Source organism: Pseudarthrobacter quantipunctorum (assembly GCF_045291495.1).
Lineage (GTDB): Bacteria > Actinomycetota > Actinomycetes > Actinomycetales > Micrococcaceae > Arthrobacter > Arthrobacter quantipunctorum.
The window spans coordinates 4,055,003-4,072,690 of record NZ_CP148033.1; the positions used below are offsets into that span (position 1 = coordinate 4,055,003).

A 17,688-nucleotide genomic window follows, 5' to 3' on the forward strand; every position below is an offset into this window, starting at 1 on the left:
GGTATATGTCAGTCACCGAATATCTACCGGACTCTGTCCTAGATATCGAGGAACCTGACGTCCTTGGCGTTCTGCTGGATGAAGTTGCGGCGTGACTCGACGTCCTCGCCCATGAGGACAGAGAAGATCTGGTCGGCGGCGAGGGCGTCGTCCATCGTCACCTGCAGCAGCGTGCGGTGGTCCGGGTCCATGGTGGTGTCCCATAGCTCGGTGTAGTCCATTTCGCCGAGGCCCTTGTAGCGCTGGATGCCGTTGTCCTTGGGGATGCGGCGCCCGGCGGCCTGGCCGGCGACGAGTTTGGCGTCGCGTTCGCGGTCGCTGTAGACGTAGTCGTGCGCGGCGTTGGACCACTTGATGCGGTAGAGCGGCGGCTGCGCCAGGTAGACGTAGCCGTTCTCGATCAGGGGCCGCATGTAGCGGAACAGCAGGGTCATCAGCAGGGTTGTGATGTGCTGGCCGTCCACGTCGGCATCGGCCATCAGGACGATCTTGTGGTACCTCAGCTTGGAGAGGTCGAAGTCCTCGCCGATACCCGTGCCGAAGGCAGTGATCATGGACTGGACTTCGGCGTTTCCCAGCGCCTTGTCCAGGCGTGCGCGTTCCACGTTCAGGATCTTGCCGCGGAGGGGAAGGATGGCCTGGGTCTCCGGATTGCGGCCGCGCTTGGCGGAACCGCCGGCGGAGTCGCCCTCCACAATGTAGACCTCGCATTTTTCCGGGTTCTTCGAGGAGCAGTCGGAGAGCTTGCCGGGCATGCCGAAGGATTCCAGGGGGCTCTTGCGGCGGGCGTTGTCCCGGGCCTTGCGTGCGGCCATGCGGGCTTGCGCTGCGGAGATCGCCTTGCGGATGACGTCCCGGGCAGGGCCGGGGTTGCGCTCCAGCCAGTCGCCCAGGCCGTCCGTGACCACGCGCTGCACAAAGCCCTTGACCTCGGAGTTGCCGAGCTTGGTTTTGGTCTGGCCTTCGAACTGGGGTTCGGCGAGTTTCACGGAGATGACGGCGGTTAGGCCTTCCCGGATATCATCGCCGGTCAGGTTGTCGTCCTTTTCCTTGATGATTCCCTTCTCGCGCGCGTAGCGGTTGATCAGGGACGTCATCGCTGCCCGGAAGCCCTCTTCGTGGGTTCCGCCCTCGTGGGTGTTGATGGTGTTGGCGTACGTGTGCACGCTCTCGGAGTAGGCGTTGGTCCACTGCATGGCCATTTCGAGGGCGATCTTCCGATCCGTGTCCTCGGTTTCAAAGGCGATGACGTCCTCATGGACCACATCCACCTTCTTGCCCGAGTTCAGGTGCTTGACGTAGTCCAGCAGGCCGTCGTCGTACTGGTACACCACGGTGCGGTGCTCCGCACTGACCTCGCCCTCCGTCGCCACGGCGTCCAGGTCAAGGTCTGCGTCGCCGTCAGCTTCAGCGGAGGTGCGCTCGTCCGTGAGCGTGATGCGCAGCCCCTTGTTGAGGAAGGCCATCTGCTGGAAGCGGGCGCGGAGCGTCTCGAAGTCGAACTCGGTAACTTCGAAGATGGCCGGATCCGGATAGAACGTCTGGGTGGTGCCGGTGCGGTCTGTCTCTTCGCCCTTGACCAGGCTGCCCTGCGGCTTGCCGCCGTCCGCGAAGGACATGCGCCAGACGTGCCCCTGGCGCCGTACTTCGGTATCCACCCGGCTGGACAGGGCATTCACTACGGAAATGCCGACGCCGTGGAGTCCGCCGGAGACGGCGTATCCGCCGCCGCCGAACTTTCCGCCGGCGTGCAGGATGGTCATGACCACTTCAACCGTGGGCTTGTGTTCCGTGGGGTGCATGTCCACGGGGATGCCGCGGCCGTCGTCCACAACCTTCACGCCGCCGTCCGCCTGAAGGATAACCTCAATGTGCGTGCAGTAGCCGGCCAGGGCCTCGTCCACCGAGTTGTCCACGACCTCATAGACAAGGTGGTGGAGTCCGCGGGGTCCGGTGGAGCCGATGTACATGCCTGGCCGCTTCCGGACGGCTTCCAGGCCTTCAAGGACAGTGATGTCGCTGGCGCCGTATTCGCGCTGCGTCCCTGATGCGGCCGGGGTGTCAGGCGTACGGGCATCCTCGACTGCGGGTTCAGCTGCCAGAATATCTGTATTGTCGTTAGCCACAGGCGCTGTCGACTCCTCTGTTCTCGATAATGGCCGGCCGACTCCTTCCCCGGTTACCGCAGGAAGTCATCCGCCAACAGGCACAAACTTGTAGCGCCGATGTATGGCTGACGGTGGAGCCGCGCTCCGCGGGAGTAAAACGCGCGGAAAACGGACCCAGTCAACGTTCACCCGCGCCCAGTTATCTACAACGATTCTACCGTGCTGACGGCCATTTCCCCGCATTCCCGGGCCTTCCGCGGGCAGTGGTGTGCCTGCGGGAGGCCGTTGGCCACGCCTAGGGCGCGCTGGCAGGACGGCCTCCGGGTGCCTATACACCCTCCCGCCCTTTCAGGGCTCTACACGCCGTTACGTCGATTTTCAAGACTCCGCTGCCGTCGCTACCCGTAGGTGTCGCGGGGACCCCGTCCGTTGACGGACCGGCCGCCCTTGCGCCAGCTCGGTGCGGAGGGGCCCAAAACCTGGATCTTCGTCACCACTCCGTCGCCCAACTCCACCCGGAACTTCTCCAGCAGGCTGGTGCTGAGGAGCCGGAGCTGGGTGGCCCAGGCGGTTGAGTCGCAGCGGACGTGGAGGGTGGTGTCGGTAAAGCTTTCGGGCGTGCAGTGGGCCGAGATTTCGGGGCCAACCAACGTGGCCCATTCCGCCATGACGGATCCCACCGCCACGGGCGAGGTCCAGCCGCGTTCGGCCACAAGCCGCCCCACCACCTTGCCCAGGCCGAGGGGGTCGCGGCCGCTGGCGTGGAACTGGCTGAAGCCGCGGGTGTCCCGGACGCCCTTCTTGGCTTTGGCGGAACCCGGGCGGGATGCCGTCCTGCGGATCTCGCCCCGCGCCGCGGCGGCCTCCCGCATCCTGTTCAGGGCAACCTGGGGAGCATCGATGTTGTCGGGGTCGCGGCCAGGCTGGAGCCCGCCGCCTTTTTCATTGTCCCTGCTCATCGATACCTCCCGGGATGACTTTCACCCGCCGTCCGGAGAGCTCTTCCGGGATGTCGGCGTCGACGGCGGCGGTCACCAGGACCTGTTCCGCGCCGGAGACTATTGCGGCCAGTTTACGCCGGCGCTGGACGTCCAGCTCGGCAAAAACGTCGTCCAGGATCAGGATGGGGGCAGACCCTCCGGTCCGGGTGTCATCCAGCATCACATAATAGGAGGCGAGCCGAAGGGACAGGCACATGGACCAGGTTTCACCGTGGGATGCATAGCCCTTGGCCGGGGCGTTCCCCAGGATGAGTTCCAGTTCGTCACGGTGCGGACCCACCAGCGAAATGCCCCGCTCTATCTCCTTGCGGCGCGAATCTGCGAAGGCCTTGATGTACCGGTCCGCGAGCTGGTCCACGGAGAACTGCCGCAGGTCTTCCACGTCAGCCGAAGTACCCCCGGCACTGGTGCCGGCGGCACCAACCAGCGGGGCGCCGTCGTCGTCCATATGGTTCTGGAGGCTGGAACGGTAGACGGCGTCGGCCGGTTTTGACGCATCAGTCAGCTCCGCATACGCGCGGCCCAGATGCGGCCGCAGGCGGTCAACCAGCTCAAGCCGCGCGTGCAGCAGTTCGGCCCCGGCCTTGGCCATGTGCTGGTCCCACACATCCAGGGTTGCCTCGTGGGCGGGCGTGAATTTGCCGGCGCGGGCAGATTTCAGCAGGGCGTTGCGCTGCTTCAGGACGCGGTCGTAATCGCTGCGGGTGGCGGCGTGGTGTGGAACGAGGCTTGCCAGCAGCTCGTCGAGGAAACGGCGGCGGTTGGAAGGATCGCCCTTGACCAGCGCCAGGTCCTCCGGCGCGAAAAGTACTGTCTGGCAGATACCCAGGAGGTCGCGTGCCCGCACCGGGTTGCTGCGGTTGATGCGTCCGCGGTTGGCCCGCCCCGCGTTGATTTCCAGTTCCAGGACAGTAATCTGTTCCCCACGGACCAGCCTTGCCCGGACCAGCGCGCGCTCCGTCCCAAACCGCAGGAGGGGTGCGTCCGAGCTGACGCGGTGGGAACTGAGGGTGGCCAGGTAACCGATGGCCTCCATCAGGTTGGTTTTGCCGATTCCGTTGTATCCCACCAGGACGGTGACACCCGGCCCCAGGGCAAGGTCCACCTGGGCGTAACTGCGGAAGTCAGTCAGGGAGAGGTGTTCTAGGTACACGCGGCTTTCCGGCAATTCCGGGAACCTCACGGTTCCCTGGTGGGGTATTACTTGGCGGGACGGGTGGCGTGGCCGCCGAACTGGTGGCGCAGCGCGGACACCATCTTCATGGCAGGGGAACTGTCCTCGCGGGACTCGAACCGGGCGAACAGCGCCGCAGTGATGGCCGGCGCCGGAATGGCATTGGCAATCGCTTCCTCCACGGTCCACCTGCCCTCACCCGAATCCTCGACGTAGTCGTCGATGTTCTGCAGTCCCGGATCCTCATCGAGGGCCTTGACCAGGAGGTCCAGCAGCCAGGACCGGACCACGGTGCCCTTTTGCCAGGCGCGGAACGTTCCGGGCAGGTCACTGATGATGTCCTTGGACGCCAGCAGCTGGTAGCCCTCGGCGTATGCCTGCATCAGGCCGTATTCGATCCCGTTGTGGACCATCTTGGCGTAGTGGCCTGCGCCGATTCCACCCACGTGGACAAAGCTGTCCGCGCGGTCCCCCTCGGGCCGCAGGGCGTCGAAGACCGGAAGCGCCCGCTCAATGTCCGCGGCGTCTCCGCCGGCCATGAGACCGTAGCCGTTCTGCAGTCCCCAGACTCCGCCGGAAACTCCGCAGTCCGCGAAGTGGATCCCCTTGGCAGCCAGGAGTTCGCCGTGCTTCTGGTCTTCGGTAAAGCGGGAATTGCCGCCGTCAATCACAAGGTCGCCCTCGCTGAGCTTTTCGCCCAACTCCTTGATGACGGCGTCGGTGATGTCGCCGGCAGGGACCATGACCCAGATGAGCCGCGGCGCGGGGACCGCGGCCAGGAGCTCATCGATGGATCCGGCGTCCGTCACGTCCGGGTTGCGGTCATATCCGGTGACCTCAACCCCGCCCTTGCGCAGCCGTTCGCGCATGTTGAATCCCATTTTGCCAAGGCCGATCAGTCCAATGTGCATGGTGGAACTCTTTTCTGCGCTAGGGGGGTGGGAACAATTCGTGGGCAGCCCAACTGTGTGGGGCCCTGCCTGAGCTTGCGAAGGCTGGGAGACGATGGGGACTTGCGAAGCGAGGGTGGCGGTGGGGATTAGTTGGGGAGGCGGACCGGCATCACCAGGTAACGGTAGTCATCCTGGTCCTCGCCATCGGCGTCAGCCTGGGCCGTGATCATGGCGGGCTTGGGAGCGGTGGTGAAGGAGAACCGGACGAACTTGGTTTCAATCACGCTCAGCCCCTCCACCAGGTAATGGGGGTTGAAGGCCACCGTGATGTCCTCACCGGAAAGCTGGGCTTCCAGCTCTTCGGAGGCCTGGGCGTCCTCTCCCGTGCCGGCATCCAGGTTCAGCTGGCCCTGGGTGAAGGCCAGGCGGACCGGAGTGTTGCGTTCTGCCACGAGGGAGACGCGCCGGACTGCTTCCACGAGTTCCTGGGTCTGAACGGTGGCGTGAATCGGGGTGGAGTCCGGGAAGAGTGAGCGGATCTTGGGGTAGTCGCCATCAACCAGCAGCGAGGTGGTGGTGCGCCCGCCGCTTTCGAAGCCGATCAGCCGGCTTTCGTCATCGGCCAGGGCGAGGTGAATGTCGCCGCTGTTGCCGAGGGTTTTGGCCACTTCGTTCAGGGTTTTAGCCTTGACCAGTGCGCTGGTTGAGATGCCGGGAGTGACCGGCTTCCACGGGACCTCGCGCATGGCCAGCCGGTAGCGGTCAGTGGCGAGGAGCGTAATGAGGTCGTCCTCGATTTCCATCCGTACCCCCGTGAGGATGGGCAGGGTGTCGTCCTTGCTCGCGGCGATGATCACCTGCGATACCGCCTGGGCGAAAGCATCACCGGGAACCGTGCCGCTGATGGGCGGAAGTGCGGGAAGCGGCGGGTACTCGGCCTCCGGCATGGTGGCCAGGTGGAAGCTGCTGCGGCGGCAGGTGAGGGTCACTTTGTTGCCGTCGGTTTCGACGTCGACGGGAGCAGAGGGCAGGCTGCGGCAGATGTCGGCCAACAGCCGGCCGGAGACCAGGATGGTGCCCTCGTCCCTGATGTCGGCCGCTATTTCCAGTCGGGCAGAGGTTTCGTAGTCAAAGCTCGAGAGGCTTACCGTGCCGGCTTCGGCCTTCAACAGCAAACCGGACAGGACCGGTACGGGCGGCCGCGGAGACAACGAGCGGGCTGTCCAGGTGACGGCTTCTGCCAGGACGTCCCGATCGACTCTGAACTTCACGGAAGGGTGCCGCCTTTCATTGCTGCTGCGTTGATGTTCCTGAAACGTCCCGCCGGGAGTTCCGAAGAGTTGTTGCCCCGCCCGTGCTGGTGCATGGTCCGTGCTGCAGGAACCACACAAAAACCCAAGGATGGGAGCGCTGCTGACAGCTTAGCCGGAAGATCCGGGATTAACCCATCCCCCAAGTCAGCCAGGCCCCCTTCGGGCCGCTTGGCCTGGAGAGGTTCAGGAGTGCGGACCGGTCTTGTTGTTTGAGGGATTTCAATTTCTTGGGATTAGTAGTGTTAATAACTGCTGTGGAAACTGTGGATAACTCTCCCTGACCGCAGGATCCGGCGGTTTAGCCCTGTTCATGGACTGTGGGCGGCGGAGGTTTTAAACAGGGTGTGGATGGGGACAACATTTTTCGCGATTTTTCGAATCCACAGGCGCCTTAAGGGTTTTAAGCCCATTAACCGCGGTTGTCCCCTTAAGTATCCACAGGCTTATCCACATGCACCTGTTAATAAGGTATAGATGCGGTGACTACGAGTCGCGCTGCTGCTGTTTGATGCGGTTGGTCAGCTCGGTCACCTGGTTGTAGATCACACGGCGCTCGGCCATCAGCTCGCGGATCTTCCTGTCGGCATGAATCACCGTGGTGTGGTCGCGGCCGCCAAGTTCCTGGCCAATCTTCGGCAGGGACATGTCCGTGAGCTCACGGCAGAGGTACATGGCGATTTGTCGTGCAGTCACCAGGGTCCGGGTGCGCGATTTGCTGCACAGTTCTTCCATGCTCAGCTTGAAGTACTCGGCGGTCTGCTGCAGGATCTGGCTGGACGTGATCTCCTGGGCGCCGTCGTCGGTGATGAGGTCCTTGAGGACCATCTCGGCAAGGGCCACATCAACGGGCTGGCGGTTGAGGCTGGCGAACGCGGTGACGCGGATCAGCGCGCCCTCGAGCTCCCGGATGTTGCTGGAAATCTTGGAGGCGATGTACTCGAGGGCGTCGTCCGGTGCGGACAGGCCTTCGCTCAGTGCCTTCTTGCGGAGAATGGCGATTCGGGTTTCAAGTTCAGGCGGCTGGATATCGGTGAGCAGGCCCCACTCGAACCGTGACTTCATGCGGTCCTCGAACCCTGCCAGCAGCTTGGGCGGCTGGTCCGAGGTGATCACTACCTGCTTGTTGTTGTTGTGCAGTGAGTTGAACGTGTGGAAGAACTCCTCCAGCGTCCGGTCCTTGCCCGCGAGGAACTGGATGTCGTCGATGAGCAGTACGTCGACGTTGCGGTAGGTGGTCTTGAAGCTGGCGCCTTCATCGTCACGGATGGAGTTGATGAAGTCGTTGGTGAACTCTTCCGAGTTCACGTAGCGGACGCGGATGCCGCTGTAGAGCCGGCGGGCATAGTGGCCGATTGCGTGCAGGAGGTGTGTCTTCCCCAGTCCCGAATCGCCGTAGATGAAGAGCGGGTTGTACGCCTTGGCGGGAGCTTCAGCCACTGCGACGGCGGCGGCGTGGGCAAAGCGGTTGGACGAACCAATGACGAAGGTATCGAAGACATACTTCGGGTTCAGCCGGCCGAACTCGTGCGACGTGCTGGGCAGCATGGGCTGCGGCTTCTGCTCAATGAGCTGGTCCGGGGAGAAGGACGGCTCGACGACGACGGGTTCCGGCTCCGTGTGGATGGGAACCAGGTCGGTATCGACGTCGATGGCGCAGCGGATGTCCTCGGAGAAAACGTTGTGCAACGCATCGTCCAGGGCGTCCTTGACCTGGGTCTGGAGAACTTCGCGGGTGAGCTCGTTCGGGACGGCCACCAGGAGCGTGGAACCGATCAGGCCCTGGGCCTGGGCAAGGATGACAAAGCCCCGCTGCCGTGGTGAAACGCGGTGGTCCTGCTCCAGCAGGCTAATAACGCGCCGCCAGGAACTTCCGACAGTATTGGCGTGGTTGGCTTCGTCTACTGTCATCAATCGGTTCCCTCAAAACTTGCTTTGCCTGCATTGCCTGCAGCCGCGAGTCATGAACCAGGATGGATTCAGCTTCATCCACAGGGTTATGCACAGTCCGTGGATAATCGGCTACTGGGCCACTCTAGGGGATGAAAAGCCTAGAAGATAGCTGGCAAGTAGCTTGTGGATAATTACACCGGTGTGGTTCGGAAAACGGGTCTGTGAGCCACTTCATCCACAGGTTGCGGGGGCAGGTTAGGCACAGCTGGGGATAGCCGCACAGGGGGCTCCCGGTTTGACTCTGGCCCTTGGATTGCCCTAACGTTGTGAAGTCCTTTGTGTCCGCTTTTTGGCCCCATCTGAATCTCTTAGGCGCAGTGCGCTTGAGCAGCCGGGGGAAGCGTGCATATACAAAACTTAGCGTCGGCCAGTTCTTCCCCATATTGATCGGGTGGGCGCACCTTTGATCCACTGGAGTAACTAACGTGAGCAAGCGGACTTTTCAGCCGAATAACCGCCGTCGAGCCAAGAAGCACGGCTTCCGCCTTCGTATGCGTACCCGTGCCGGCCGTGCCATCCTGGCAGCCCGTCGTGGCAAGGGTCGCACCGAGCTGTCGGCCTAAATACTGACTCGTCGGTAGACATTTCTTTGCGAGTTTAAGGTGCTGGCCACCCGTAACCGTTTGAGGACTGCAACCGATTTTTCAACAACTGTACGTTCCGGTGTCCGCAATGGACGCCGGAACGTAGTGTTATATACGGCAGCCATTGCTGCTGACGAACCCAGCCGGATCGGGTTCATCGTTTCCAAGAGTGTAGGGAACGCTGTGGTCAGGAACCTCGTTAAGAGGAGACTGAGAGAAGCAGGTGCTGCCTCGCTGCGCGAGCACGGTACCGGGTTTGCCATAGTGGTCCGGGCGCTTCCGGCGTCCGCAACTGCCAGCTGGGACCAGCTGCTGTCGGATTACAATGCCGCATTGGAATCGACCATGGTCCGGTTGGCCGGCCGCCCCGCAAGGGCTGCTGCCAAGGATTCGGCCGGTACAACACAGGAGGGGACACCGCGTGCGTAACGCCACCGCCGTCGTCGTTACTTCTCTCCAACGTGGTGCCGCAGCCTTGGGGCTGTTCCTCTGGAACCTGCCCCGGAACCTTCTCATTATTCTTCTCAAGGCCTACCGCAAGGTGATTTCACCCTTGTACGGCCAGGTGTGCCGGTTTTTCCCCTCCTGCTCGGCCTATGCGCTGGAAGCTGTCACCGTCCATGGCGCCGTTAAGGGGAGCTGGCTCGCTGTCCGGCGCCTCGGCCGCTGCCACCCATGGAATGCCGGCGGTGTGGACCATGTCCCCGCCGGCCACCGGGAATGGCCGGAACACCAGACCCCCACAATTGTTGTGCTGAACAACCCGGACAAGTACCTGGCTGCTCGGACTGATGGAGAAGGCCGCAGTGCGGCCTGACGAATAGGGATAAGTATGGACTTCTTTGAAACAATCATGTTTCCGTTCAAATGGCTTGTGTCCATCATCATGGTGGGATTCCATGAGGGACTGACCGCCATTGGGCTGCCGGAAGCCTCCGGCTGGACGTGGACGCTGTCCATCATCGGCCTGGTGCTGGTGATCCGTGCCGCGCTGATTCCCGTGTTCGTCAAGCAGATCAAGGCCCAGCGCGGCATGCAGCTGCTGCAGCCCGACCTGAAGAAGCTCCAGGACAAGTACAAGGGCAAGACCGACCAGCTGTCCCGCCAGGCAATGGCGCAGGAACAGATGGCCATGTACAAGAAGCACGGGACCAACCCGTTCTCGGCCTGCCTTCCCATGCTGATCCAGATGCCGTTCTTCTTCGCACTGTTCACCGTGCTGTCCGGCATCTCGACGGCAAGCCGCGAGGGCGAGGGCATCGGCGCGATGAGCCACGAGCAGGTGGTGCAGTTCGATCAGTCCACAATCTTCGGCGCTCCGCTTTCCGCGACCTTGCTTCACGGCACGCCCCCTGGCGGCAACGTCGTCGCCGTTTGGATCCTCTCCATCCTCATGATCCTCGCCATGACGGCTTCGCAGTTCATCACGCAGAAGCAGATCATGGCCAAGAACATGTCCGAAGAAGCCATGGCCAGCCCGTTCATGCGCCAGCAGAAGATGATGCTCTACATCCTGCCGATTGTCTTCGGCGTGGGCGGCATTAACTTCCCCATCGGCGTCCTCATCTACTGGACCACCACCAACCTGTGGACCATGGGCCAGCAGTTCTTTGTGATCCGCCGCATGCCGACGCCGGGATCCCCCGCTGCAAAGGCCCTCGCCGAACGCCGGGCTGCCAAGGGCCTTCCGGCGCTGCCCATCCTGGGCGGCAAGAAGGACGAGGCCGCCGAGGACGCTGCTGCCGCCGCGGCCGTGGCCCAGGCAAAGGGCCAGCGCATCCAGCCACAACGCAAGAACAGGAAGAAGAAGTAATGTCTGCCGAGAGTACCGAACACGCCCTGTCCGAGGAGATCATCGACGATCAGGACGCGTCCGAGAACGGGGAGGCTTCCTTGCCCCGGGCCTCATCAGCCAGCCGCCTGGAGGAAGAGGGGGACGTTGCAGCGGACTACCTTGAGGAGCTCCTGGACATCGCCGACATCGATGGCGACATCGACATTGAGGTCCGCAACGGACGCACGTACATTTCCATCGTGACCGAAGAAGAGTCCGATGCCCTGGACAGCCTGGTGGGTGAGGACGGCGAAGTCCTCGAAGCCCTTCAGGAACTCACGCGCCTGTCGGTGCTGTCCGCAACGGAGAACCGCTCCCGGCTGGTGCTGGATATCAACGGTTACCGCCAGGAGCGTACCGGTCACTTGCAGAAGATTGCCGAGGACGCCGCAGCTTCAGTGAAGGAAAGTGGCCAGCCGGTGGCACTGGAACCGATGAGCGCCTACGAGCGGAAAATCGTCCATGATGCTGTCGCCGACCTGGGACTGGTCAGCGAGTCCGAGGGCGAAGGCGCTGGACGCCACATCGTAGTATCCGCCGAGTAGAGAATGGCTGATCCGCTAATCATGGTTGACATCACGCCGGCTGAACTTGCTGCCGCGGAGAAGATCTTCGGCGACCGTTTGGACCTGGCTAAGCGTTATGTGGAACACCTGGCCACCTCCGGCACGGAGCGGGGCCTGATCGGTCCGCGTGAGATCCCCCGCCTGTGGAGCCGGCATGTCCTTAACTGCGCCGTCATCGAGAGTGAGATCCCTGAGGGGAGCCATGTTGCCGACGTCGGCAGCGGTGCCGGCCTGCCCGGGCTGTGCCTCGCGATTGCGCGGCCCGACCTGGAGCTGACCCTCATCGAACCACTGGAACGCAGGGTGATTTGGCTCCAGGAAGTGGTTGACGACCTCGGGCTGGACAACGTGACGGTTATGCGGACCCGGGCCGAGCTGGCAGTGGGCCACGTGGAGGCGGACGTAGTGACGGCAAGGGCCGTATCCGCCCTTAGTAACCTCGCCGGCCTGACGATTCCCCTGCTTGCCGGTAAGGGTGAAGTGGTTGCCATCAAGGGCCGCAGCGCGGCAGATGAGATCGAAAAAGCCGCCAAGACCATCCGTAAGCTTGGGGGTGTGGAGACGTCAGTTCTCACTGTTGGTGAGAACCTCCTGGAGGAACCCACCACCGTGGTTCGTATCGTTGTAAACAAGTCCCAAAAGAAGGCCTAGTTCGGGCCCGGTGGCCCAACTCTGCCGGGTCCAGCAGTTAGGCTAGACAACGGCAGCAAATTTGGCTGAACGAGAGTGAGTGTGCCCCAGTGACCAGTAGTGAAGCCTCCACACAGCGGATACCCCCGTTTGTGTCTTTGGGGTCAGCACGTTCTGTCGCTGGTCCTCTCGCGGCCCCCGGTAGAGGTGGAGTTCACCCGCAAAAGGTTTCGAATGCCTCCAAGTCAGCAGCCGTTTCACGTGAAACAACCGCTGGCGGGCGATCGAATGTAATCGATGCGATTGATGATTCAAGCCCCATAGCCCGGGAGCTTGCGCACGAAACGAAACGGCGTGAGCGGTTGGTAGGCCGCCAGCTGCCGCGGCCGACGAACACCCGCGTCTTCACGGTCTCCAACCAGAAGGGTGGGGTGGGGAAGACCACCACCACCGTCAACATTGCCGCGGCCCTTGCGGCGGCCGGCCTCAATGTCCTGGTCATCGACATTGACCCTCAGGGCAACGCATCCACCGCCCTGGGGATCGAACACCACGCGGACGTGGACAGCATCTACGATGTCCTGATCAACGACGTCCCTCTCGCAGATGTGGTGGCGCCATGCCCGGACATCGGGAACCTGATCTGCGCACCCGCAACCATCCACCTGGCAGGCGCGGAAATTGAGCTGGTCTCCCTGGTGGCCCGCGAGCAGCGGCTCCGGCGTGCGATTGACGTTTATGCCAAAACACGCGAGAAGAACGGCGAGCAGCGGCTCGACTACATCTTCATTGACTGCCCGCCGAGCCTTGGCCTGTTGACCGTCAACGCTTTCTGCGCAGCCAACGAGGTACTCATCCCCATCCAGTGCGAGTACTACGCACTGGAAGGACTAAGCCAGCTGCTCAAGAACATTGAGATGATCCAGAAGCACTTGAACGCTGACCTGGTTGTTTCGACGATCCTTTTGACCATGTACGACGGCCGCACCAATCTTGCAGCCCAGGTTGCGGCCGAGGTACGCCAGCACTTCCCGGACCAGGTCCTGTCTGCTGTCGTTCCGCGCTCGGTCCGCATATCTGAGGCGCCAAGCTACCAGCAGACGGTGATGACGTACGACCCTTCCTCCAGTGGAGCCCTGTCTTATCTGGAAGCCGCTGCTGAAATAGCAGAGCGCTAAAATCTTCAAACTGCAACGACCGGAGCCTGGCGATGCCCGGCTCTACCACTGGAGGGATTACCAATGAGCGAGAAACGACGCGGCCTGGGCCGCGGTCTGGGTGCGCTGATTCCAAGTTCCGCCGCCGCCAACGGGTCGGGCAATGCTGCAACCGTCTCGCGTCCGGTAGATCTCTTTTTTCCTGAGGGACGCAAGAAGACCGAGCCTCTGGATAAGGCAGCCGAGACCCTGCCGTCGAAGCCGGCGGAAGAGAGGCGTGCTGCGGCTGCGTCCTCCAAATCCTCCTCAGCCAAACCTTCAGCCGAGTCTGCTGCAAGCAAGGGGACGCAAGCCGGTACGACGGCACCGAAGGCGAATGCTGCCGCTAAGGCCAAGACGGAAGCACCGGCTACACCGGCAGACAGCGTCGACGATGCTGACAAAGCAGGGCAGGAGCAGGCGGGCACGCCGGAGGAGGCTGCTTCGGCAGGTACCACCGGTGGGCGCAATGAAACTCCTGCATGGAACGACAACGGCGTTGATCTGGTGGAAGTGCCGGGTGTCCGCTTTGCAGAGATTCCGGTCTCTGACATCCATCCCAACCGCAAACAGCCGCGGTCTGTCTTTGATGAAGACGACATGGCTGAGCTCGTTCACTCGGTACGTGAAATCGGCGTTCTCCAGCCAATTGTTGTGCGGAAGTCAACCGAAGAAGGTAGTGAGCCCTTTGAGCTCGTTATGGGTGAGCGCAGATGGAGGGCAGTTCAGGCCGCTGGCCTCGAAACCATCCCTGCAATCGTCCGGGACACCACCGACGACGACCTGCTTCGCGATGCGCTCCTGGAAAACCTGCACCGCAGCCAGCTCAACCCCCTGGAAGAAGCTGCGGCCTACCAGCAGCTCCTGGAAGACTTTGGGACCACGCACGAACAGCTGGCGGACCGCATCGGCCGTTCGCGTCCGCAGGTCTCGAACACCCTGCGGCTCCTCAAGCTGCCTCCGCTGGTACAGCGCCGTGTAGCGGCCGGTGTTCTGTCCGCAGGCCACGCTCGCGCCCTCCTGGCTCTTCCTGACGCTGCCGCCATGGAGCGCTTGGCTCAGAAGATCGTTGCGGAGGGAATGTCGGTCCGCGCAACGGAAGAGGCTGTGACGCTGTATCAGGATCCGGGGAAACCGACGAAGAACAACATTCCCCGTCCTGGAGCCCGCCATGAGCGGCTCGACTATTTGGCATCCTCGCTTTCCGACCGGCTTGATACCAACGTCAAGATCTCCCTTGGCGTCCGTAAAGGAAAAGTTAGTATTGAATTCGCGAGCGTCGAGGACCTGAACCGCATTATGGAGGTCCTGGCTCCCGGCCAGAGTGGCTAACCATCTTTTACGAGTAGGGCCCGGTTCATATCGAATCGGGCCCTACTTGTCTCCGGGGGGTCCCTCGTAGGGACTGCTCGCAGTAAATGTCGGGTTCTATGTGGGAGCACCAGCAACAACGGCCGTTTTGGGGCGGGCGCAATTGCGGCTCATGGAGTTGTGCCGAGCGGGATCGTGTGTCGAAGCGCTGCTAGCTAAGCCCGTCACCTCCATTTCCCGCACTTTTGCGCAGTAGTTAGGCGCAAACGCTCAGGCATCACCGCTTGCTAGTCAACCGCCGATGCGAAACTCAAACTTCCCCGGAGCAGCTGTAAGGCTTCATGCAGGCCTAAGACGGATACGTAATGGCACCAGGCACGATTGTGATTGCTCCGCCAGGTGGGGCCATGTTTCACGTGAAACTCCTCGTCAGTGGGCGCTATTGGGAGTTTCACCCTACTGTTCCTTAGGCAGACTGGCACCTAATCGGGCAGCGCCGGGTCGCGAGTTAGGGAGGCAGGTGCTGGCTGGCGGAGCGACGCATATCTATATGGGCTGGCCGGCCATTTGGATAACCGTTAAGCCCGCGGAGGTAGTCACTCTTGGCAACAAGCATCGTCCTCTCACAGCGGTGGAGCCACTACGTTTGCATCGAGGCCGCGGTAAATCAACAGTGCTGTCCTAAGCTAGGCCAGTGTATGGGTTTTTGAACCGCTCGATTTAACATTTGCGCTTATCCCCCAACTGCAGGGCAATCCTTCGATGTTTCACGTGGAACATGTGCCGGTATGGATACGACTGCGCCCTTCACGTCGTAACTTGCTGGCCCTTCCTGCGTAGAACGGTATTCGGCTTCAGTGGAATTAGCCCTTGTCATCACCCTAAAAGGAAAGAAGCTAGAGAGCTGTAGTCTTCCTCGGTTTAGGTGGACAGGGCAAAACTATGCGTGCTGCAGGCGCCGTGCGGTTCTCGACCGTTTCCTTGTGCAGTTTTGGCGCTGACGATGTGCGCTGGATGAAGCTTCGCGATGGCACATGTAGTCAAGTGGTAGTTCTGACCTCGGCCCCAGGAAGCTGTCCAACTCGCATTTCGTCCAGGCCAACGACCGCTGGTCGGATTCGCTTGTCTATAGATGTGGGCACGGAGACCTCTCGGCTCGGGCCTGGGGCGGAGGACGGCACCATGTCGGGCTCTTTGCCTGTTCGGTCCCGCGATCGACGTCTGGTGCGCTGCCTGTTTCACGTGAAACAGGAATCAACCGGAAGGGACGACCTGGGACCCATCTTGGTCAGAACGAGGAGTCTAAGCTGAGGCTCATGCCTGAGTTAGCGTTGAAGCCCCTTCCAAGCTTCGGGTCAGCACACCTCACGATCCAGACGTGGGGTTTGCGAGGGCAGATTCTGAGCAGGAGAAGGACACGCAGGTAGTTGCATCAGCGTGGAGCGCACTGTAGCTGAATAGCGGCGCAGGCCCGCTGGCGGCCGGCATTTACTCCGAGCTTCGACCATACGAATCTGAGCCATTTCCCTGGACCACTGCATCGGTGGTCCATGGGCGCCAATTTCTGGACATCTATCGTCGCCCGGTGCCGGTGCCGGTGCCGCTGCCGGTGCCGTAACCGGTCTGGCGTCCTTGTGTTTGGACCCGGGACACGCGATGGACATCGTTAACGTGACGCTTGGATTTCGGCTTCGTCCGCCAGTGGGGGGCATCCGGGAAGCGCTCCCCTGCCCGGTGCCATTCCGGTCCTCGTTGACTCCTGCGCAGCCTTGGGGGTTCAGCCACTGACTGTATCCCGGAATATGGTCCATGTGGGCATCTAGAACTGCGACAGGCGCCACAAGGTTTCACTATCGTGTGCCTGCCTGGCAGAGCACGAACCCGGACTTTGTCTCTAGTGGTCACCGGCTCCTTACCTCTCTGATGCAGGGCTAGGACAACGGTCTCTCCCCCTGTCTCTTCGGCAGCGGGCCATTTCCTACTGGTAACGCAGGCCGTGGAAAACGCTGTGGATAACTATGTGGATAGCTAGCTGCCGGATTGACGAGTTTTAGGGCCGTCTTGCTACACGGGGTCGCAGGACTGGTGGCATTGTTTTGGGTCTCACAGGTCACCGGCAGTGACGCCCTGGCTGTTTCACGTGAAACACTGGGCGGATTGCCGCGCTCGGTGCGCACAAGGTGGAATAAACAGCCTGAATACAGCTAGTTCCAGCGAAGGTCCGGCGTCGTGAGAACCGCCCGACCCGAAAGCCCAGAGCCGTGAGATGCAACACTACTTGCAGTTGCCGACTGGCGGACATATACGTTTCGATCTCCGTCAAGTAGGTGGCGATGCCACCGACCATTCGCCCTGTGGATATTGCTGTGAATACTCGCTAGTAGCCCTGTGGAAAACGCTGTGGATATCTATCATGGTCCAGACCCCCTGGCAGCTCGCTGGCGCTGTAGGAAGGTCAACGTCGGTCACCACCTGTCTTGGAGCCCAAGGCCCTTCGCTTCTTTTTGACGCGGCGCGGCTTCCAAGTCGACGCCAATCCCAACTCAGCGCCCATCAGGTAAGTCTGTAAACCAAAGCCTACATTTCCCTGGAGATGTCCAGTTTCCCCTCTTGTGTAGTCCCCCTGGTGCCCTGCGAATGGACCGGCCAGCAGCTCTGCGACTCCCTTTCCTATGCTCGGTCAGACGAAAGGCCATCCTTTTGAGCAGCGTGCCAAGTCATCCGCGCTGAGCATGAGAACAACTTGCGCACACCCCTCCTAGCCATCTCCATTGCAGGCGACAAGATGACGCAATGCAGAACTGGGCCCCTTCATCGCTAGCCCCAATGGGATGACATCGGCGCGTCTACAGCTCAAGTCAGATTGCCGGCGTCCTACTGCCAAGATGCTGCACCTTGGCGGAGGGCTGCATCGCTGTTCGATGAGATTGGACCGCCCGCCGCGCATTCTGTTTCACGTGAAACAGTAGGTGGCCTACAAGCGCTTCTGACCATGCGCGCACGTCAGGACTACGGGTTGAACGCCAAGCCTTACTCCCGGTGAGCGGAAAACGCACTTCGATACTGGCGTTCCTATTGGAGCGGGTCTGCATCCAAGAGCGACTGTTTCCGCGCCACACAAGATATTC

General features: G+C 61.7%; 14 protein-coding genes. 8 read left to right on the forward strand and 6 right to left on the reverse strand.

Translation table 11 applies throughout. The features are described 5' to 3' along the window. Positions 1-38 precede the first annotated feature (38 nt). The 6 genes from gyrB to dnaA all read right to left on the reverse strand — a co-directional run bounded on the left by gyrB (position 39) and on the right by dnaA (position 8,397). Positions 39-2,126: a DNA topoisomerase (ATP-hydrolyzing) subunit B gene (gene gyrB / locus WHH00_RS18530; protein WP_406635098.1), complete on the reverse strand. Its 2,088-nt coding sequence runs from the start codon at positions 2,124-2,126 to the stop codon at positions 39-41. 380 nt (positions 2,127-2,506) lie between these two features. Continuing rightward, complete coding sequence (locus tag WHH00_RS18535; RefSeq protein ID WP_406635100.1) at positions 2,507-3,067, reverse strand: DUF721 domain-containing protein; 561 nt, start codon at positions 3,065-3,067, stop codon at positions 2,507-2,509. Further along, positions 3,051-4,262: a DNA replication/repair protein RecF gene (gene recF, locus WHH00_RS18540; protein ID WP_406635102.1), complete on the reverse strand. Its 1,212-nt coding sequence runs from the start codon at positions 4,260-4,262 to the stop codon at positions 3,051-3,053. The genes WHH00_RS18535 and recF overlap by 17 nt, the downstream gene beginning before the upstream one ends. 47 nt (positions 4,263-4,309) lie before the next feature. Continuing rightward, complete coding sequence (gnd, locus tag WHH00_RS18545; RefSeq protein ID WP_406635104.1) at positions 4,310-5,194, reverse strand: phosphogluconate dehydrogenase (NAD(+)-dependent, decarboxylating); 885 nt, start codon at positions 5,192-5,194, stop codon at positions 4,310-4,312. A 128-nt stretch (positions 5,195-5,322) separates the two neighbouring features. Further along, the gene (gene dnaN / locus WHH00_RS18550) at positions 5,323-6,447 is read right to left on the reverse strand and encodes a DNA polymerase III subunit beta (protein WP_350004134.1); all 1,125 of its coding nucleotides are present in this window, start codon (positions 6,445-6,447) and stop codon (positions 5,323-5,325) included. Positions 6,448-6,972: 525 nt separating this feature from the next. Further along, entirely contained in the window at positions 6,973-8,397 is a 1,425-nt protein-coding gene (gene dnaA, locus WHH00_RS18555) for a chromosomal replication initiator protein DnaA (protein ID WP_231454159.1), read from the reverse strand. A 467-nt stretch (positions 8,398-8,864) separates the two neighbouring features. Between dnaA and rpmH the strand changes: the two genes are divergently transcribed. From rpmH to WHH00_RS18595, 8 genes are all read left to right on the forward strand, one after another. Continuing rightward, positions 8,865-9,002, forward strand: coding sequence for a 50S ribosomal protein L34 (gene rpmH / locus WHH00_RS18560; RefSeq protein WP_003800212.1), 138 nt, complete (start codon positions 8,865-8,867; stop codon positions 9,000-9,002). 39 nt (positions 9,003-9,041) lie between these two features. After that, positions 9,042-9,452 (forward strand): ribonuclease P protein component, encoded by a 411-nt coding sequence (gene rnpA / locus WHH00_RS18565; protein ID WP_231454160.1) that lies wholly within the window; start codon positions 9,042-9,044, stop codon positions 9,450-9,452. Beyond that, positions 9,445-9,840 carry a membrane protein insertion efficiency factor YidD gene (gene yidD, locus WHH00_RS18570; protein ID WP_406635108.1) on the forward strand — a complete coding sequence of 132 codons (396 nt, stop codon included), beginning with the start codon at positions 9,445-9,447 and terminating at the stop codon, positions 9,838-9,840. The genes rnpA and yidD overlap by 8 nt, the downstream gene beginning before the upstream one ends. Before the next feature lie 15 nt (positions 9,841-9,855). Next, complete coding sequence (gene yidC / locus WHH00_RS18575) at positions 9,856-10,836, forward strand: membrane protein insertase YidC (RefSeq protein ID WP_400517316.1); 981 nt, start codon at positions 9,856-9,858, stop codon at positions 10,834-10,836. Continuing rightward, positions 10,836-11,402: a protein jag gene (locus WHH00_RS18580; RefSeq protein ID WP_400517317.1), complete on the forward strand. Its 567-nt coding sequence runs from the start codon at positions 10,836-10,838 to the stop codon at positions 11,400-11,402. The genes yidC and WHH00_RS18580 overlap by 1 nt, the downstream gene beginning before the upstream one ends. A 21-nt stretch (positions 11,403-11,423) precedes the next feature. Further along, positions 11,424-12,074 (forward strand): 16S rRNA (guanine(527)-N(7))-methyltransferase RsmG, encoded by a 651-nt coding sequence (rsmG, locus tag WHH00_RS18585; protein WP_231454238.1) that lies wholly within the window; start codon positions 11,424-11,426, stop codon positions 12,072-12,074. Between the two features lie 89 nt (positions 12,075-12,163). Continuing rightward, a complete protein-coding gene (locus WHH00_RS18590) occupies positions 12,164-13,231 on the forward strand; it encodes a ParA family protein (RefSeq protein ID WP_406635111.1) in 1,068 nt (355 codons plus the stop codon). A gap of 63 nt (positions 13,232-13,294) precedes the next feature. Next, positions 13,295-14,581: a ParB/RepB/Spo0J family partition protein gene (locus tag WHH00_RS18595; protein WP_406635113.1), complete on the forward strand. Its 1,287-nt coding sequence runs from the start codon at positions 13,295-13,297 to the stop codon at positions 14,579-14,581. Positions 14,582-17,688: the final 3,107 nt, after the last annotated feature.